We start from the raw sequence: 19111 nt of genomic DNA, 5'->3' as shown, positions 1-19111 counted from the left end.
TAATCTTAAGGTATGGATTGAGCGGATGACAATCAAACCAAGTGAGCGGCACAGGCAGTTGACGGTGGGGGAAGTGGCGGCACGCAGCGGCGTGGCGGTTTCGACGCTGCATTTCTACGAGAGCAAGGGCCTTATTCACAGCGAACGCAACCGTGGCAACCAGCGCCGCTACTCGCGCGAAGTTCTGCGGCGTGTTGCCATCATCAAGGTGGCGCAACGGACGGGCATACCGCTGGCATCGATTGCCGAAGCCCTCTCGACCCTGCCGCAGGGACGGGCTCCGACGCCCGCGGACTGGCGGCGGCTCTCGGCAGGCTGGAAGGCGGATCTGGATGACCGGATCAACAAACTGATCGGCCTGCGCGATCAGTTGAACTGCTGTATTGGGTGTGGTTGCCTGTCAATGCAGGAATGCCCCTTGCGCAACCCCTGGGATGAGCTGTCGGAGCAAGGACCGGGGCCGCGATTGCTGGATCCAGCACCAAGCGCCGATTAAAGCACGGGGCGGGCCCCTCTGCCGCACGGGGCAGAGGGGGTGAACAGCCTTGGGAGGCTTATTTCTTCCTCAGCAGGGATTTGGCTTCCTTGATCCCAAGTGCTTCGGGGCGGGTACAGCTGGTCTTGATGTCGATGAACTTGTTTTCTTCGCCGGAGCGCAGGATCGAAACCATGACATCGACACCGTGCAGCGCCCGGTCGATGGAGCAGCGGATATCGCGGCCCTCGAGAATCGCTGCCGCCATGTCCGCCAGCCCGGCCGTGCGGTAATTGGCCATCATGCCGACGGAATGCTTCTGGTTGGGAATACCGAAAGGATGCGCCCAGCTTTTCAGTGATTTCGCCTTTTTGCCCGGCTTGGCCAGTTTGACATCGCCGCCGAAGAAATTCGGATCAGGCAGGAACAGCGAGCCATCGGTGCCGTAGAGCTCCATGTTCGGATGATGATGCGCCCAGACATCCCAGCTTGCCGACAGGGTGATGGACGCGCCGCTGGCAAATTCAAGCAGGGCCTGAATGGTGGTCGGTGTCGTCACCGCGATGGTTTCACCCCGGCGCGGTTCGCTGGTGATGGTGCGGGTCGGTGTAGCCATCGATGTCAGGGCGGCCACCCGCTTCACCGGTCCGATCAGGTTGATGAGATTGGCGATGTAGTACGGGCCGAGGTCAAGGATCGGGCCGCCGCCCGGACGGAAGAAAAAGTCCGGGTTGGGATGCCAGTGCTCCATGCCGTGGCTCATGACATGGGCGGTTCCCGATGTGATCGTGCCGATCTGGCCGTCATCCACCGCTTTGCGCGCCAGCTGATGCGCACCGCCCAGATAGGTGTCCGGCGCGCAGCCGGCCTTCAACCCCTTCTTGTTGGCGAGTTTCTGCAACTCAAGGCCATCCTTGAGCGACAGGGTCAGCGGCTTCTCCGAATAGAGATGCTTGCCGGCCGACAGGATCTGGTGCGAGACGGCAAAGTGCGCGTCCGGCACCGTCAGGTTGACGATAAGGTCGATGTCATCGCTTGCAAGCAGCTTGTCGATGCTGCGTGCCTCGATGCCGAACTCCTTGGCGCGCGCTTCCGCCGCCTTCTTGTTCAGGTCAGCGACGGCACGGATTTCGATGCCCTTGAACAGGGGCCCGAGCCTCAGATAGGTGGCGGAAATGTTGCCGGCGCCGATGATGCCAATACCAAGTGTTTTTGCCATGATGCTGTCTTTCTTCAGAATGCTTTGACCGTGGCGATGGAACGGCGGGCAAACCGTTCGTCATCCGACGGGTTGTCGTGTTCCATGACGAAATACCGGGCCGGTGTGCCCTTCAGCGCTGTAAAGAGTGCTTTCCAGTCGACCGTGCCGTAACCGACATCCGCCCAGCCGTCTTCATTGGTGTTTTCGCCAGCCGGTGCGATGTCCTTGACGTGAACGGCGCTGATGCGGGAGCCGTAATCCCGGATCCACCGGAACGGGTCCGCGCCGCCGCGGATGATCCAGGCGATGTCCGCCTCCCAGGAAATGCTCGGCGCGGCATCGAGGATGAGCTTCTGCGGGATCGAGCCGTCAGCCAGTGCCTTGAACTCGAAATCATGATTGTGCCAGCCAAAGAGATACCCTGCCTTGCGGTAGGTTGCATGAGCCGCCTCAAGCCGCCTGCCGAAATCCGACCAGCCGGTCGCGTCCGAGGGGCGTTGCTCGACGGCCAGATGCGGGCAATAGATGGCTTTCATGCCCAGCGTTCCGGCTATGTCGAGCACCTTGTTCGGCTCGTTTTCCAGGAGGTCGATACTGAAATGGCCGGATGCCATGGTGAGGCCATGGGCATCGAGCGCGGTCCGGGTTGCCGCTGCATCCGCGTAAAGCCCGCCATAACCTTCCACCTGCGCATAACCATTCTTCTGCAGGATCGGAAGAATTCTATCGAGCGGGGGAAAGTTGCGGGAACTGTAGAGCTGGTAGGAAAAGTCAGTCACGGTCAGTACTCCATAAGGTTTGTCAGATGCGGTCTTCAGTCTGGGAGTCAAAAAGCGAGGCGAGGGCTGGATCGAAGGTGAGGTGCACGGTTTCGCCGTTCTGGTAGCGGCGGCCGGAATCCACGCGCACCGACACGGCTTTGCCGGCGACTTTCAGCCAGACAAGGCTGTCGGCGCCCATGGGCTCATCGAGATCGACGATCGCCTGGCATGAGCGGCCTGCCGGGCCGGGCTGATCGCTGAGCGCAATGTGCTCGGGACGCAGGCCGAAAATGACGGACCGCCCGATCTGCAGGGATTCCTGTGCCACGTAGTTTTCCAGGGAGATATCAAGGTCGGCGATACGGAAGACGGGTTTGCCATCCTTCTCTGCAATCTCGCCCTTGAGGAAATTCATCGACGGCGAGCCGATGAAACTGGCGACGAACAGGTTGCGCGGCTTGTTGTAGATGGTGAGCGGTTCGTCCAGCTGCTGGATCAATCCGCCCTTCATCACGGCGATGCGGTCCGCCAGCGTCAGGGCCTCGATCTGGTCGTGGGTGACGTAAATCATGGTATTGGCGAGCTTCTGGTGCAGGCGCTTGATCTCGACACGCAGCTCCGAGCGCAGCTTGGCATCCAGATTGGACAGGGGCTCGTCGAACAGGAATACGTCGACGTCGCGCACCAGGGCACGGCCGATGGCGACGCGCTGGCGCTGGCCGCCGGAAAGCGCGCCGGGCTTGCGTTGCAGGAGCGGCCCGATCTGCAGAATATCCGCCGCATTGGCGATCCGCTTGTCGATCTCCGCCTTGGGCAGGCCCGCTACCCGCAGGCCGAAGGAAAGGTTTTTCTCGACCGTCATCTGCGGATAGAGCGCATAGGACTGGAACACCATGCCGATGCCGCGATCTTTCGGCTCCTTCCACGTGACGTTCTTGTCCTTGATGAAAATCTGCCCATCCGAGATCTCAAGCAATCCAGCGATGCAGTTGAGCAAGGTTGATTTTCCGCAGCCCGATGGTCCGAGCAGCACGAGAAACTCGCCATCGGCCACGTCGATATTGAGCTCCTTGAGCACGCTCACCGAACCGTAGTTGAGCGAAAGATCCTTGATCGAAACGCTGGGGCTCTGCTGGGTCATACCGATCCGCTCCCGTGAAACTGTTGTAGAAAGATTGGCTGCATCCGCGATCATCCTTTGACGGCGCCAGCGGCAATGCCCCTGACGAAATATTTGCCTGAGAAGAAGTAGACGAGCAGCGGCACCAGGCCGGTGAGGATGGTGGCTGCCATGTTGACGTTGTATTCCTTGACGCCCTGCGTCGAGTTGACGATGTTGTTGAGCTGCACCGTCATCGGCACGTTTTTCGTGCCGGCAAAGACGACACCGAAGAGGAAGTCATTCCAGATGCCGGTGACCTGCAGGATGATCGCGACGACGAAGATAGGCGCGGACATCGGCACCATGATCTGGAAGAAGATGCGCCAGAAACCTGCCCCGTCGACGCGGGCCGCCTTGAAGAGTTCCGCCGGCAGCGAGGCGAAGTAGTTGCGGAACAGCAGGGTCAGGATCGGCATGCCGAAGATGGTGTGGATCACGATGACGCCGGTCAGCGTTCCGAAGATGCCGAGATTGCGGGTGATGATCACGAGCGGATACAGCATCACCTGATAGGGAATGAAGGCGCCGAACAGGAGGATGCTGAAAAACACCTCCGAACCTTTGAAGCGCCAGTTGGCCAGGGCATAACCATTGACCGATGCTATGAGGATCGAAGCGATGACGCTCGGTATGGTGATCTTCACCGAGTTCATGAACCCGACCTTCAGGCCCTCGCAGTAGAGGCCGGTACAGGCGCTGTCCCAGGCTGTGCTCCACGACTGGAAGGTGATTTCCACCGGCGGCGAGAAGATATTGCCGAGACGGATTTCCGGCATGCCCTTCAGCGAGGTGACGATCATCACGTAGAGCGGCAGCAGGTAGTAGATCGCGGCCACCAGCAGGACGCCATAGATCATGATTGTCGACGGCGCGAAGGTCGTCGTGGGACGTTTGCCGCGCGGTTCGGCGGCGGTCTGGCTTGCCATGGTCATTTGCGTTTGCCCTCGCGGAATTCCATCAAAGCCCAGGGAATGAGGACGATGAGAACGGTGGTCAGCATGATGGTGGACGCGGCAAGGCCCTGTCCGAGATTGGCGCGGCGGAACATGAATTCGTAGACATATTTGGCCGGTACTTCGCTGGCATTGCCGGGGCCGCCATCGGTCAGGGCGACGACGAGGTCGTAGACGCGGACAATACCGGCGGCGATCAGGACAATGGTGGTGATGAAGACGGGGCGCATCATCGGAATGATGATGAAGAGATAGGTTTTCCAGATCGGGATGCCGTCGACCCGCGCGGCCTTCCAGATTTCCTCGTCGATGTTGCGCAGGCCTGCCAGCATCAGCGCCATGACAAGGCCGGTACCATGCCAGAGGCCGGCAATGACGATGGCATAAATGGCGTAGCGCTGGTCGTTCAGGATCGAGAAGGTGAAGTTTTCAAAGCCGAGATCCCGCACTACCCGCTGGATGCCGTAGGTCGGCGTGAGTATCCATTGCCAGACCAGCCCCGTGACGATGAAGGAGAGGGCATAGGGATAGAGAAAGATGGTGCGGAACGTGTTCTCGAAGCGGATTTTCTGGTCCATCAGCGCCGCGAGAATGAAGCCGATGACCGATGAAAAGAACAGCAGGAAGACGCCGAAGATCGCAAGGTTGACAGCGGAGATATTCCAGCGCGGCGTGTTGAAGAGGCGGGTATACTGGTCGAACCCGACGAATGTCAGCTCCGGCAGCGCCCGCGACGCGGTGAAGGAATAAACGACAGTCCACAGCGTGCAGCCGATGAAGACCACCAGAACGGTTGCGATCATCGGCAGAGCCGCAACCTTGGCGTTCAGGTTCTTGAACAATGTGTTGGGACGCGCGGTGGAACTCATGGCGTTCTCCGTCAGCTCTCTGCACGGCCGCCAATCGCTTGCGCGACCGGCGGGGTGCCTGGAGGAAGGTCGGTTCTACTGGGCTTGCTTGATGATAGCGACGAAGCGCGCCTGCGCATCATCGACGGACATGTGGGCGTCGGCGAAGAACTCCTTGGTCAGATCCTCGATCTGCCCCTTGGTGTCCGCGGTCAGGTTCTGGTTCAGCGACGGCAGGATGTTTTCCGGCTTTTTCAGAATCTCGATGCCCTTTTTCATGCAGGCATTGGCGGCTTCCAGATCGACATCGCCGCGCACCGGCAGCGAGCCCTTGGCCAGATTGAAGGCAACCTGCGTTTCCCTGGAAAGAAGCAGGCTCGCCAGCTTCAGCTGCGCCTTGGTCACCTCGGGGTTCTGGTTCTTGGGGAAGTAGAAGGCATCGCCGCCCGTATCGAGAATGGCGTTGCCGCCCAGCCCGGGCAGGCAGTCATAATCGGTTCCGGCAACTTTCTTGGCTACACCAAATTCCCCCTGCGCCCAGTCGCCCATCACCTGTGCCCCGGCCTTGCCGGTCATGACGAGCGTGGTTGCCTCGTTCCAGGAGCGGCCGACATAGCCGGGATCGACCAGGCTGCGGGCCTGTGCGTACGCTTCCCACACCGCCTTCATTTCCGGACCGGCGGCGGCTTCGGCATTCTTGTCCTGATAGACCTTCAGGAACAGGTCCTTGCCGCCGAGCGAGGGGATCATGACGTTGAAAATGCCGGTGACCTGCCAAGCATCGCCGGTGGCGAGCGGGATGATACCCTTTTCTTTCAGCTTGGGCGCCGCCGCAACAAATTCCTGCCAGTTCGCCGGAACAGGCAGACCCGCATCCTTGAAGGTATTGGGATTGATCCACATCCACTGCCATGAATGGATGTTGACCGGCACGCAGTAAATCTTGCCGTCATGTTTGCAGGCATCGAGCAGCTTTGCGGGGCGGATGAAATCAGCCCAGCCTTCCTTGGCCGCAAGTTCCGAGAGGTCGGTCATCATTCCGGCCTTGACCAGGTCTTCCGCGTCGCGGCCCGTATTGAGCTGGGTTGCGCCCATCGGGTTGCCGCCCAGGATGCGGCTGACGATGATCGGGGTTGCTGTCGAGCCGCTGCCGGCAATGGCGCCGTCAACCCATTTGTCGCCGCCCTGTTTGTCAAAGGATTCGGCAAGCACCCTGGCCGCAGCCGCTTCGCCGCCCGAAGTCCACCAATGGGTGACCTCAAGGTCCACGGCGCCGGCCATGCCGGTTGTCCATAACAATGTGGATGCAGCCAAAATGGCCAGAGATGTCCGGTAACGCATCGTATCCTCCCAAATCTGAAACGTTACAGGTACGGTAATTGAAAACTTTGAATGAGGCAATCAGGCGCATCCGATTTTTTTCGATCATCGACATAATCCACAGGGCCGATAAATATATGCAATAAAAACAAATCATTATGCTAATTTTTGTCACATACGCAGCCTTTGGATTTTCGAAATTTTCTCGAAATATGGGAGATATCAATCTAATCACTTGGTCTAATAGGCATGGACGTTCCTTGAATTTGCATGGAATCTGAAACGATACAGAAAGTTGCAGAAGGTATCTTGAAGATCGCTCTTCGCGGGTCCATACAGGAGGCAGGTTTCGGTTAACCGGTTGAATTGACATGAACGACAAGCAGCATCACCCTGACGACGGGGAAAAAGTGGCGGCGCTCGCGGACGGCGAGAGGCCGACGCTGAAAACCATCGCGTTCATGGCCGGGCTCGGGGTGACGACCGTTTCACGCGCGCTCAAGGATGCGCCTGAAATCGGGCAGGCAACCAAGACCCGGGTGCAGCTGATCGCCAAGCAGATCGGCTACAGGCCCAATCGCGCGGGTGTGCGTCTGCGGACCGGCAAGACGAATGTGATCAGTCTGGTGCTCAATGCGCAGAGCGAGATCATGGGGCTGACCTCCAATCTCGTCTACGGCATATCCGAAGTCCTGGCTGAAACGCCATACCATCTCATCGTGACGCCGTACTCGCCCGAGAACGATCCGATGCAGCCCATCCGCTACATCATTGAAACCGGATCGGCTGACGGGATCATCATGTCCCAGACCCAGCCGTCCGATCCGCGCGTGCGTTATCTGACGGATCATCACTTTCCCTTCGCCACGCACGGGCGGACGCGAATGGGTATCGAGCATCCGTTCCACGATTTCGACAACGAAGCCTATGCCTATGCGGCGGTGAAAAGCCTGGTTGAGCGCGGGCGCCGCCGGATCGCCATGGTTGCCGGGCCGGGCCCGGCCCATACCTATTACTGGCATCTCGACGATGGTTTCAGGCGGGGCCTGCAGGAAAGCGGGGCAGTGCCCGTTATGCTCGACCATTGGAATGGCAGCATTTCATTGGACGACGTGCGCAACCGGACGGAAATGTTCATGCGCCAGCCCAATCCGCCGGATGGCATCATCTGCTGCACCGGCGGCCTGACGGTCGCTGTTGTCGCGGGCATCGAGGCAACGGGCATGAAACTTGGCCGGGACATCGATCTGGTGTCGAAGCAGACGACGCATTTCCTGCAATGGTTCCGCCCGGAAATCATTGTGTTCAACGAAGATGTGCGGCATGCCGGGCGCGAACTTGCCCGGGCCGTGTTGCGGCGCATCGAAGGAGCGGACCCGACGCAGTTGCAAAGCCTGAGCTACCCGGAGGCCGAGTAAGCCAGCGGTTTGCTAGCCGATGAGGCCACCGGCCGTGAAGCCGCCGTCGACGGCAAGCGTTTGGCCCGTCACATAGCTTGAACGGTTTTCGTCGAGCAGAAAGGCGATCGTGCTGGCGATTTCCTCCGGCTGGCCGTAACGCCGCTGCGGCACTGTTTTGCTCCAGCCCTCGCGTATTTCAGGCGTATGCACGGCGGCGGCCAGGGGTGTTTCAACCGGGCCGGGCGCAATGGCATTGACGCGGATGTTGTAGGGCGCAAGTTCGACCGCCATCACTTGGGTCAGATTGATGATCGCCCCCTTTGACGCGCCGTAGGCCGCCCGCCCGATATTGCCGCGCATGCCGGAGATCGAGGCGAGATTGACGATGGCGCCGCCGCCGCTTGCCGCCATGATGCGCGCACCGGCCTGCGTGACCAGAAATGTGCCGATGACGTTGATCTCATGGATCTGCCGGAACATGTCCGCCGTGGTATCGAAGAACGGCGTATCGCGGCCGATCCCCGCCGAACAGACAATCCCCCTGAGCGGACCGAACCCTGCTTCCGTCTCCGCCATGAGTGCCTCGACCGCATGCTCGTCGGTGACATCGAGCTGGGCAAAGCGGATGCGGCCGGGATGGGCCTTGCCGAGGTCTCCCTTCACCGTTTCCTTCACGTCTCGATCAGCAACGACAATCTTCCAGCCGTCGCTGGCCAGGGCATGGACCGTCGCAAGGCCTATCCCCGATGCGCCGCCGGTGACAAGGGCGGTGCGCTCGCCGCTATCGAATGTCGTCATGACGTGGTCCTCTCTGTTGCGGAAGAAGAGGTGGTCAGGCCTCTTCCAGACACAGTTCAAAGGTGATGCAGACGGGATTGTCGCCGCGCACAAGATCGCCGCGGGTGATGCCGCCTCCGGTATCGACCATGGTGATCTCTATGCGGGTCCTGCTGGTATCTGCCGAAACAAACCCTCCGGTGATGAACACTTCCGTCGCGATATCCTCGACGCGGCCGCCATCCGCGTATCGGGCGCCGATCAGGCTGCCGACGCCGCCGCGCAGATGCGCCCCGGCAAAGCCATGCTTGCGGCAGATCGCTTCGAGCGCGCCGGTGATGTCTTCGTTCGGGCGGACACGGGCGATGATTGTCCGCGGACCGGCGTCGTCGGCCGCAGGTGCGCTGACCGGCACGGGATGGAAAATGGTGAATGCCGTTTCCGCATCCGGCTCCGACACCATGCGGATGGTCTCGACACCCCACACCGTGGCGCGGATCGGCCGGCTGACGATTGTCTCGTGCGGCAGGATGTGGCCGGCGCAACGCCTGCCATCCGGTTCGATCCAGGTGGCGTGGCAATGGATGAAGGCTGCGCCGTCGCGCTCGCCGAACGTGACATTGCCCCGTTCCATCACGGTTTCGCCTGCCGGTGCGAAGGGTTCGCTGTACCATGCTGCATGAAGACCATCGGTCGAGAGTGCCGGCATGAGATAGTGGAACGGAGCAAAAGCGCCGCCTTCGATGACAAGCGATGCGGCGCGCAGATTGGCGGCGGCCAGCGGGATGGCAATGGCGTCGTTGAGGCTGAGACCCGGCTGGAGCGCAAAGCTGAATGTACGCCCGGTGCCGGTGAAACTCTCGAACCGTTCCGCGGCCGCCGGGCCGGGTTGCTGCAACCGGCGCTCAGGCACCGACCACCGCCGAACAGCTCTGTCCGCCATCGACGGGCAGGCAGACACCCGTGATGAATTTTGCTTCGTCTGAGGCAAGAAAGACGGCGGCATTGGCGACATCGAACGCACTGCCCATCTGCCCCAGTGGAACGAGGCGATTGCGCGCGGCAACCATCTCTTCGTTCGATGTGTAGTTGCCGGAAATCTGCTTGTAGATCAGCGGTGTATCGATCATGCCGGGCATGATGCAATTGGCGCGGATGCCGTGCGGTGCGTATTGCAGGGCAAGCGCCACGGTCGCCTGGTTGACCGCGCCCTTGGCCGCGTAATAGGCGAAATAGGGATAGCCGGTCCAGCGGATGGCCGCCAGCGAGGAAATATTGACGATCGCCCCGGAGTTGCACGCCCTCATATGCGGCAGGACGGCCTTGGCGGTGCGGAACACCGAGCCGACATTGATATCGAGCGACATCCGGAATTTTTCATCATCGAGGTCTTCCGGTCCGCCCGCTGTGGCGACGCCGACATTGTTGTGCAGGATGTCGATCCGGCCATAGCGCTCGATCGTGGTGTCCACGGCCTCTGTGACGGAAGCGCTGCTGGTGACATCCGAGGTAACAGCCATGGCGGAAAAGCCTTCCGCCGCAATGATTGCTGCCGTTTCCTTGGCGGCTTCCTGTTGCAGGTCGATGCAAACGACGGTTGCACCTTCCCGCGCATAGGCGACAGCGGCAGCCTTGCCGTTGCTCCATCCGGGGCCGGACGAGCCTGCCCCGAAAACCATCGCGATTTTATCTTTCAGTCGTTCAGTCATCAGAGGAAGCCAATCGAAATCCACGGGACGGCAGCCACGAGAATGATGCCGAGAATAAGGGCGGCGAGATAGCCCCAGATGGGCCGCATGCCCTCGTCGGGATTGACCCTGCCAATGGCGCAGGCCGCATAATAGCCGACGCCAAAGGGTGGGGCGAAAAGGCCGATGCCCATCGAAAGGATCACGACCATGGCGTAGTGCACCTCATGCACGCCGACCTGCCGGGCAATGGGAAACAGCAGCGGGCCGAAGAGCACGATGGCGGGTATGCCTTCCAGAACGCTGCCGAGAATGATGAACGCGACAATCGAAACGGCAAGGAATGTGATGGGGCCGCCGGGCAGGCCCGTCATGGCTGCGGCAAGTTCGCGCGAGAAGCCGGACTGCGTCAATGCCCAGGCCATGCCGGTCGCCGCGCCGATGATCAGCAGGATGGCGCCGGAAAGCGAGGCAGTATCCACCAGCATCGGCTTCAGCCGTGCCCAGTCGAATTGCCTGTAGATGAAAAGCCCCGCCACGATGGAGTAGACAATGCCGATGGTCGATACTTCCGTTGCCGTCGCCACACCCTCGACGACGGAAGCACGGATAATGAAGGGAAGCGCCAGGGCAGGCAGGGCGATGACAAAAGCCCGACCGATCTGCCTACCGGTGGCGCGCGTGACATGCGACAGGTCCTCATGGCGGTAGCGCCGCCAGACGACGAAACACAGCATCACAGCCAGGACAACGCCGGGGAGCAGGCCGCCGGTGAACAGCGCCGCGATGGACACGCCGGTGACCGAGCCGATGGTGATGAGCACGAGGCTGGGCGGAATGGTCTCCGTCTGTGCGCCGGTGGCCGAAAGCAGGGCAACCAGATCGCCCGGCTTGGCACCGCGGGCCTTCATTTCCGGGAAGAGCACCGGCGCGACGGCGGCCATGTCGGCGGCCTTGGCGCCCGATATGCCGGAGACCAGATACATCGCGCCGATCAGCACGTAGGACAGGCCGCCGCGCACATGCCCCAGCAAGCTTGCCAGAAACTGCACCATGGCGCGCGCCATGCCGGTCATTTCAATGAGCACGCCGAGAAACACGAAGAGCGGCACGGCGAGGAGAATGAGGTGCGACATGCCTTCATCCATGCGTCCGATGACCACGATCATCGGCACATTCGTCGTCAGGGCGAGATAGCCGAAGGTGGCAAGACCGAAGGAAAAGGCGATGGGAACGCCGCTGAGAACGAGGGCTGCGACGACACCGACGAAGAAGATCAGCAGATTGATGTTGCCCAGCGGCTTCAAAGAAGGGCCAAGCAGCCAGAAGACAAGCGTCAGCACGCCGATAAGGGCAATCGCCGTCACCACATGCCGCAGGTTCGACACCTGAAAGAGTTTGATAAGCGCCGAGACGATCATCAGTCCGGCACCGACGGGCAACGCCGCCGCGCGCCATGCATTGGTTATCTCCAGGGCCGGCGTGGTGATGTAGGTTTCTTCGTGGGCATAGTCATAGGCGGGGTAGACGATGAACAGGAGAAATGCCATTGCGCCAACAATGGCGATGACATCGAAAAACGCCCGGCGCTGCGGGTTCATCATGCCGACCAGCGCCGTCATGCGCATGTGCTCGCCGCGCCGGAATGCTACCACGGCACCCAGCATGGCAAGCCACAGGAACAGGATCGATGCCAGTTCATCCGACCAGATCAGCGGTTGGTGTACGACATAGCGGGCGATGATGCCGGCAAACAGGATGACCACCTCGGCAACAACGAGGATTGCCACGGGAAACTCGACGAGATGGCCAAGCAGCCGGTCGAGTTTCGATGCGATGGAGTGGTCATTGCGGGGCGGGGGAGAAAGAATGCTTTCGCCCTCCGCCGCCACGGCGCCTTCGGTCAGTCTGAGCCCTGCCATCGGGTTCGCCCCTATGCCAACTGGCCGACGACTTTTTCCAGAAGACCCCAGGCCTCCTCGCCATACTTGGCCTTCCATTCGGAATAGAAGCCTGCTTTGCGCAAGGCATCGCGGAAGGGCACGGGGTCCGGCGTGTTGAATTCAAGACCCTTGGTTTTCAGATCGGCCTGCAGGGTTTCGGTGAGCTTGGCCACATCGTCGCGTTCGGCAAGGCCGGCGGCGTTGATATGCTTGGCAACGACGGTCCTGATATCATCGGGCAAGGCTTCCCAGGCACGGCGGTTCGACAGGAACCAGAATCCGTCCCACATGTGGCTGGTCAGGGAACAGTATTTCTGCACTTCATAGAGCTTGGCCGTCGAGATGATGGCGAGCGGGTTTTCCTGCCCCTCGACAACTTTGGTCTGCAGCGAGGAGTACACCTCGTTGAAGTTGATGCTGGCGGGGGATGACTGGAAAGCGGTGAACATGGATGTCCACAACGGGCTGACCGGAACGCGAATCTTGAAGTTCTTCAGATCATCCGGTGTGGTGATCGGCTTGATGCTCGATGTGATGTGGCGGAAGCCGTTGTCCCAGATCTTTTCCATGGCGACGAGATTGGACTTCTCGATCTGCTTGCGCACATGGGCGCCGAGATCGCCATCCATCGCCTTCCAGACGGTGGCGCTGTCGGGGAAAGCAAAGCCGATGCCATTGATCGATGCGGCCGGAACGAGTGTCGAGAGGATCAGACCGGACAGCGTGAAGAATTCCACCGCGCCGGAACGCAGCTGGCTGAGCGTATCCGTATCGGAGCCAAGCTGGCTCGACGGGAAGATCGACAGTTCGAAGCGGCCGCCGGTTTCCGCCTTGATCTTGTCGGCGGCTTCCTGCGCCCGGATGTTCATCGGATGAGACACCGGCAGGTTGTTGGCGTATTTATAGGAAAATTCGGCCGCATGGGCGGGACGCCGCATGATGAAGGGGCTGGCAACCAGCGTTGCAGCGGTGCCGGCCAGGACCTGGCGGCGTGACAGATTGTTCATGTGATTTCCTCCCGAACAGCATGGCGCATTCCCCTGGAACTCATTGAACGAAGCAACCTCCATCGCATCGGTTCAAATCATAGGTCCATATTATAGAATGCAATTCCTCCTTGAATTGGATAAAACCATAAACAAATGCTGGCATCTTGCAATATTTTTTATGCCATAGTTCAATAGAACAACAAAATGATCCACAATATGGATCAAAATGCGTGTGGGAGAGCATGGAAGAAAAGATGACGGCGCCAGCCAGTCTCAACGGGTCGCAAAGTGTCGACAGGGCACTGGGCCTTCTCAGTCTTGTCAGCTATTTCGGCGATCAGGGCGGGTCGCTGAGCGAGATTGTCGAGCAGGGCGGCCTCAACAAGCCGACGACGCGGCGTCTGCTGCTTGCACTCATCCGCTCGGGGCTGGTCGAACAGGATGCACAGACCCGGCGCTACTATCTCGGACAGGAAGCCTATGTGCTGGGAACGCTCGCCACCCGCCGTTACGGCCTGTTGCAGATCACGCGCGACAGCCTCAGCATTCTCTCCGCCAAAACGCAGGATACCAGTTTTCTCTCCATCCAGCGCGAGACCTATGCGGTATGCCTGCACCGGGAGGAAGGCACCTATCCCATCCGCACCCATGCGCTGCAGGCGGGGTACCGGCATCCTCTCGGCGTCGGCGGCGGTTCACTGGCCATCCTTGCAACGATGCCGGATGACGAGATCGATATCATCCTGGCCGCCAACGAGGCGGTGCTGCTTGCCGATTACCCCAATCTTCCGCCGTGGCAGATCAGGGAGGATATCGCGGCAACGCGGGAACAGGGTTTTGCCCTCAACCCCGGGCGTATCCTGGCCAATTCCTGGGGCATCGGCCTTGCGATTCATTTCCCGGATGGGCGGGCCGCCGGTGCGCTGAGCATCGCGGCCATCGACAGCCGCATGCAGCCGGCGCGCCAGCAGGAACTGGCGGAGCTGATGCGCATCGAGGCGAAAAAGATCGAGGCGCGGCTGGCCCATCTCCAGCCGCTCAATGACCGGCCGAAACGGGCTTTGACGGCCGGTGTGAAATCCAGAGCAAGACCCGAACGGATGAAAGCATGAGCAGCACCGACGCAGCCCTGATCACGGCCATGTCGAAACGCGTGATGAACCTGTCGGGTTTCCTGGCGCAGACCGCGCGCCGCCTGCCTGAGGAAACAGGTTTCGTCTGGGGTGAAAAAAGCTGGAGCTGGAGCGCGCTGCAGCGGCGTGTCGATGCGATGGCTGCGGCACTGCACAGCGAATTCGGTGTCGTCAAGGGCGACCGCATTCTGATCCAGTCGCAGAACTGCAACCAGATGTTCGAATCGATGTTCGCCTGTTTCCAGCTGGGCGCCGTGTGGGTGCCGGCGAATTTCCGCCAGACACCGGATGAGGTCGCCTATCTCGCCAAGGCGAGCGGAGCCAAGGGCATGATCTGCGGTCACCTCTTCCCCGACCATGTGGCGGCAAGCCGGGACATGAACCCCGATCTCGCTTTCGTCATTGCCATCGGCAAGGCGGATTTCGGTGACGATTACGATGACATCGTCGCCCGCTTTGACGGCCGGAACGTTGCATCCGCCTCGGTTGATCACGACGATCCCTGCTGGTTCTTCTTCACGTCAGGCACGACGGGGCGGCCCAAGGCGGCCGTCCTCACCCATGGCCAGATGGCCTTCGTCATCACCAATCACCTGTGCGATCTCATGCCCGGCACCACGGAAAAAGATGCTTCGCTGGTGGTTGCGCCGCTGTCGCATGGCGCGGGCATTCACCAGCTGACCCAGGTGGCGCGCGGTGCGAAGACGATCCTGCTGCCGACGGAGAAGTTTGACGTTGCCGAAGCGTGGAGGCTGGTCGAGAAATGGCGTGTGAGCAACATGTTCACGGTGCCGACGATCCTCAAAATGCTGACGGAACATCCAGCGGTGCATGAGCGTGATCACTCCTCCCTGCGCTACGTGATCTATGCCGGTGCGCCCATGTACCGGACCGACCAGATTCATGCGTTGAAGACGCTCGGGCCGGTGCTCGTGCAGTATTTCGGCCTTGGCGAGGTAACAGGCAACATTACGGTCCTGCCGCCTGGCTATCATAGGACGCAGGATGGTCCCGATGCGCGGATCGGCACCTGCGGCTTTGCGCGGACCGGCATGCAGATCGCCATTCAGGACGACACCGGCCAAGAGGTCAAACCGGGCGAAACCGGCGAGATCTGTGTCATCGGGCCGGCGGTGTTTGCGGGTTATTACGACAACCCCGACGCCAATGCGAAAGCCTTTCGCGATGGCTGGTTCCGGACCGGCGATCTCGGCCACATGGACGAGGCGGGTTTCGTCTACATCACCGGCCGGGCGTCCGACATGTATATCTCCGGCGGTTCCAACGTCTATCCGCGCGAGATCGAGGAAAAGATACTCACCCATCCGGATATCAGCGAAGTGGCGGTGCTTGGCATTCCCGATCCGGTGTGGGGCGAGGTCGGGCTGGCGGTCTGTGTCGCGCGGTCCGGCAGCGCCCCCGATGGCGAGGCCGTCATGGCGTGGCTGAACGGCAAGATGGCGCGCTACAAACTGCCCAAGCGTTTCGTCTTCTGGCCGGACATGCCCAAATCCGCCTATGGCAAGATCGCCAAGAAGCTCATCAGGGAAGAACTGATCCGGCGGGGTGAACTGGACAGCTGATCTCATTCCAGCATCCGTGCCTTTACCAGATAGCGCATCGGTCCCGATGTTGCGGCATCAAATGGCCAGCAGGTGGCAAGAATCAGATTCTTGCCGGCGGCATTGGTATCAATGCCGGACTGATCCCAGCGGACGACCGATGTTTCCGTGACCTGATAGGTGAAAACCTTGCCGTCACGCCGGGTTATCCGGACCGCATCGCCGATCTGCACGTCCTTCAGAAAGGCAAAATGCGTATCGCGATGTGCGGCATAGACTGCCGTGCCGCTGTCGCCTGCTTCGGCGCTGCGGTCCACATGGCCGGGGCCGAAGGCCAGAGCCTGGCCGCTTGCCCCGTGCAGGGCGATGGAGGTTTCGCCAATACGCGGAAATTCAAGCCGCGCAACCGGCCAGGTATCGGCCCATGACCAGGGTTTGACCGGCTGACCGGTCGCGACGCTCCGGGTAAAGGCACGGTCGAGAAGCACCTGCGCCACCATGGCTTTCGCATGAATCCACAGGCCCTGGCTGAGCAGTACCAGTCCGACCAGAGCCATCACGATCATTCCGGCCCGCAGGGCAGGGCGGAGAACCGCCCTGCCTTTCTGCTTGGAGACGCCGTGCCGTGTGCGGATCGTGCTCATCATGCTTTCCCCATTGTCTTGCGGCTGAAGAAGAACAGCCCGGCGCTGGCGAAGAGCAGCATCAACCCGGCGATCATGCGCAGTTCCGCATCGGTTGCCGTCTGCGGCAGGGCAAGCTGATCGGCAGGAGCCTGTTGGACAACCGGCTTCTTGCCAGCCGCCAGCTTGGCAAACTGGACGTCCGGACCATTGTCGAGGCTGGCCTTGCGTGTTGCCTGTTCACCGAACACTTTGTCGAAATCCCAACCTGCCGGGAGATTGAGCGGGATGTCGGCGCGGGTCAGCGGCTTGTCCTGCGCCCGTGACGGGGTCTTGTCGACGGCAACCAGACTGGTCAGGCGCGACACGAGGCTGTTTTCAAGGGCCAGTTTCAGGATGCGCCTGTCGGCTTCGTCACGGCTGATCTTGCCAAGAGTGCTTTCGACCTCCGCATCGGAAATCTTGCGGCGTGCCCAGAGTTTTGACAGGCCTTCACCTTCCGCGGCCTTGGCAACCGGCAGCGTGACTTCCCATGGCTGCGTGCCGATCATGCCCTTGATTGTCAGGGTGCCGGAGAGCGAACCGAGCTTGGCGGCAATGACGAGCGGCTCGCCGCGATAGAGATCAGGCAGAATGGCCGGTGTCACATCGGCATTGCCGGACGAGAACGTGGCACTGAGGTTGGTGATGATGGGACTTTCCAGCTTGGCAAAGAGACTGCGCATGCGCTCGTCGACCTGATCCGTCGAGCCGATGGAGGTGAAGGTGCCGCGGCCAAGTTCAGCGGCGCGGTTCATCAGATAGTTGTTGGGAGCCGAGCCGATACCGACCATGAAGACCCGCGAACGGCCGAGCCTGGCGGCGATGGTATCGAGCAGTTGCTGTTCGTTGCCGATGGCGCCGTCGGTGAGAAACACGATCTGGCGGACAAAGGACTGATCGTTGGGACGCCGGTCGTTGAGGGCTGCTTCCAGCGGCGCAAGCATTTCCGTACCGCCGGATGCTTCGAGGGCGCCGACAAATTCGCGGGCCGTGGTGACGTTTTCCCGGTCGGCGGCAACGGTATCCTGGAACAGCGAGGTCATGGTGTCGTCGAAGCGGATGACGTTGAAACGGTCTGCGGGTTTGAGGCGGCTCAGCGCATAGTCGAGGCTGGCCTTGGCCTGATTCATCGATGTTCCGCCCATCGAACCGGAATTGTCGATGACAAAGACGATTTCGCGCGGGCGCTGCTCCTGCTTCTGTTCGACAACCGGCGGCGTGACATAGGCGAGGGCATAGTCATGCTTGCCGACCGTTTCGCGGAACAGGCCGACAGCGGGCGCCTTGGCATTCTGCGGTTTCCAGGTCAGTTCAAAGTCGCGGTCGGCGTGGTTGTCACCCGCCAGCGAGACGACCTGCGTCTGCGCGTCGATGGTTTCGGTGTTGACGGCATGGTGATGGCTCTTCACCTCGCCCAGGGCAAAACCAGCCTGCAGGCGGACCTTGATGCTGACCGGATTGACCGGGGCATTGATGCGCGGATCAAGCACGGGCGGCGTGATCTTGCTGCGATCGGCGACAGGATCGGCTGTGGTGCCCCAGCCGGAACCGTCGGCCGCAAGGTCTGCGGTCTGCGTGATCGGTGCAGGATTGTAGCGCGGGGCGACAACCAGCGGCACGCGCAAGGAAAATTCATCGCCGGACAGGCGCACGGGCTCCTGATAATCGATCTGGACAACAACCTGCTCGTGCGGGCCGATATTGGCAACGGAATTGGTGAAAAGGTTCGGCCGCTGCTGTTCAACCAGGCTGGCTTTCTGGCCGGATGCCTTCGCCGTTTCATAGATGGCTTTGGCTTCCTTTTTCTCCTTGATGTCACCGATGATCACGCGCTTGCCGACAACCATCTTCAAGGCGTGCACGGCGCTGTCTTCCGGCAGCGGATAGGCGTAGACCGCCTCGACCCAGCCATTGGACGGGTTGGTGAATATCTGGGTGATGCGGGCGCGAGCCGTCGGACCGCTGACGACGATGTCGACATCCGTGGCGACACGCGGCGCTTCGACGTAGCGGCCGGCTTCCGAGCTCTTCACCAGAAGCGTGCCGGATTTGACGTCATCGAGGGTGACAAGGGGCGACCGGGCGGTTTCGGCATGCGCCGTCGCCAGGCTGAAAAAGAATACGGCGAGCGCAACAAATGGCAGACCAACGACGTTGATCAACCAGAGTGCCTGGCAGGTACGGCGCAGCCAATGGGGCATCGCTCGGGGAGATTGCTGGGTGTGGAAGGTTGC

General features: G+C 60.7%; 17 protein-coding genes. 4 read left to right on the top strand and 13 right to left on the bottom strand.

Annotation, left to right across the window (positions count from 1 at the left end):
* The first annotated feature begins 25 nt into the window (after positions 1–25).
* Positions 26–496, top strand: coding sequence for a redox-sensitive transcriptional activator SoxR (soxR, locus tag ACZ25R_RS02475; RefSeq protein ID WP_464664546.1), 471 nt, complete (start codon positions 26–28; stop codon positions 494–496).
* A 58-nt stretch (positions 497–554) separates the two neighbouring features.
* Here soxR and ACZ25R_RS02470 read toward each other — a convergent pair whose 3' ends face one another.
* From ACZ25R_RS02470 to ACZ25R_RS02445, 6 genes are all read right to left on the bottom strand, one after another.
* Entirely contained in the window at positions 555–1694 is a 1140-nt protein-coding gene (locus tag ACZ25R_RS02470) for a Gfo/Idh/MocA family protein (RefSeq protein ID WP_472459925.1), read from the bottom strand.
* Between the two features lie 14 nt (positions 1695–1708).
* Positions 1709–2455: a sugar phosphate isomerase/epimerase family protein gene (locus ACZ25R_RS02465; RefSeq protein ID WP_472459924.1), complete on the bottom strand. Its 747-nt coding sequence runs from the start codon at positions 2453–2455 to the stop codon at positions 1709–1711.
* A 22-nt stretch (positions 2456–2477) separates the two neighbouring features.
* The gene (locus ACZ25R_RS02460; RefSeq protein WP_472459923.1) at positions 2478–3578 is read right to left on the bottom strand and encodes an ABC transporter ATP-binding protein; all 1101 of its coding nucleotides are present in this window, start codon (positions 3576–3578) and stop codon (positions 2478–2480) included.
* A 50-nt stretch (positions 3579–3628) separates the two neighbouring features.
* Positions 3629–4525: a carbohydrate ABC transporter permease gene (locus tag ACZ25R_RS02455; protein ID WP_403182564.1), complete on the bottom strand. Its 897-nt coding sequence runs from the start codon at positions 4523–4525 to the stop codon at positions 3629–3631.
* Between the two features lie 2 nt (positions 4526–4527).
* Positions 4528–5421 (bottom strand): carbohydrate ABC transporter permease, encoded by an 894-nt coding sequence (locus tag ACZ25R_RS02450; protein ID WP_463013175.1) that lies wholly within the window; start codon positions 5419–5421, stop codon positions 4528–4530.
* 75 nt (positions 5422–5496) lie between these two features.
* A complete protein-coding gene (locus tag ACZ25R_RS02445) occupies positions 5497–6741 on the bottom strand; it encodes an ABC transporter substrate-binding protein (RefSeq protein ID WP_472459922.1) in 1245 nt (414 codons plus the stop codon).
* A 350-nt stretch (positions 6742–7091) separates the two neighbouring features.
* On the opposite strand from ACZ25R_RS02445, the gene ACZ25R_RS02440 reads away from it, so the two are divergent.
* Positions 7092–8138 (top strand): LacI family transcriptional regulator, encoded by a 1047-nt coding sequence (locus ACZ25R_RS02440; protein ID WP_223614869.1) that lies wholly within the window; start codon positions 7092–7094, stop codon positions 8136–8138.
* Positions 8139–8150: 12 nt separating this feature from the next.
* Here ACZ25R_RS02440 and ACZ25R_RS02435 read toward each other — a convergent pair whose 3' ends face one another.
* Genes ACZ25R_RS02435 through ACZ25R_RS02415 form a run of 5 tightly spaced genes read right to left on the bottom strand, consistent with a single transcriptional unit; the run spans position 8151 to position 13535 of the window.
* The gene (locus tag ACZ25R_RS02435) at positions 8151–8918 is read right to left on the bottom strand and encodes an SDR family NAD(P)-dependent oxidoreductase (RefSeq protein ID WP_472459921.1); all 768 of its coding nucleotides are present in this window, start codon (positions 8916–8918) and stop codon (positions 8151–8153) included.
* Between the two features lie 34 nt (positions 8919–8952).
* A complete protein-coding gene (locus ACZ25R_RS02430; protein WP_472459920.1) occupies positions 8953–9810 on the bottom strand; it encodes a PCC domain-containing protein in 858 nt (285 codons plus the stop codon).
* Positions 9803–10606, bottom strand: a complete 804-nt coding sequence (locus ACZ25R_RS02425) for an SDR family NAD(P)-dependent oxidoreductase (protein WP_472459919.1) — start codon at positions 10604–10606, stop codon at positions 9803–9805. Before ACZ25R_RS02425 ends, ACZ25R_RS02430 begins: the two co-directional genes overlap by 8 nt.
* Positions 10606–12507, bottom strand: coding sequence for a TRAP transporter large permease (locus tag ACZ25R_RS02420; protein WP_472459918.1), 1902 nt, complete (start codon positions 12505–12507; stop codon positions 10606–10608). Before ACZ25R_RS02420 ends, ACZ25R_RS02425 begins: the two co-directional genes overlap by 1 nt.
* 11 nt (positions 12508–12518) lie before the next feature.
* A complete protein-coding gene (locus tag ACZ25R_RS02415) occupies positions 12519–13535 on the bottom strand; it encodes a TRAP transporter substrate-binding protein (protein ID WP_472459917.1) in 1017 nt (338 codons plus the stop codon).
* Positions 13536–13771: 236 nt separating this feature from the next.
* On the opposite strand from ACZ25R_RS02415, the gene ACZ25R_RS02410 reads away from it, so the two are divergent.
* Both ACZ25R_RS02410 and ACZ25R_RS02405 read left to right on the top strand, forming a co-directional pair.
* Positions 13772–14629 carry an IclR family transcriptional regulator gene (locus tag ACZ25R_RS02410; RefSeq protein WP_472459916.1) on the top strand — a complete coding sequence of 286 codons (858 nt, stop codon included), beginning with the start codon at positions 13772–13774 and terminating at the stop codon, positions 14627–14629.
* Complete coding sequence (locus ACZ25R_RS02405) at positions 14626–16233, top strand: acyl-CoA synthetase (RefSeq protein ID WP_472459915.1); 1608 nt, start codon at positions 14626–14628, stop codon at positions 16231–16233. The genes ACZ25R_RS02410 and ACZ25R_RS02405 overlap by 4 nt, the downstream gene beginning before the upstream one ends.
* 2 nt (positions 16234–16235) lie before the next feature.
* Here the strand turns inward: ACZ25R_RS02405 and ACZ25R_RS02400 are convergent, their stop codons facing one another.
* Both ACZ25R_RS02400 and ACZ25R_RS02395 read right to left on the bottom strand, forming a co-directional pair.
* On the bottom strand, positions 16236–16856 hold the full coding sequence (locus ACZ25R_RS02400; RefSeq protein WP_472459914.1) for a class GN sortase: 621 nt from the start codon (positions 16854–16856) through the stop codon (positions 16236–16238).
* A complete protein-coding gene (locus ACZ25R_RS02395; protein ID WP_472460138.1) occupies positions 16856–19078 on the bottom strand; it encodes a marine proteobacterial sortase target protein in 2223 nt (740 codons plus the stop codon). The genes ACZ25R_RS02400 and ACZ25R_RS02395 overlap by 1 nt, the downstream gene beginning before the upstream one ends.
* Positions 19079–19111: the final 33 nt, after the last annotated feature.

It is taken from the genome of Phyllobacterium sp. RCAM01083 (assembly GCF_055685835.1).
This window is presented reverse-complemented; position numbering and strand designations above follow the sequence as displayed.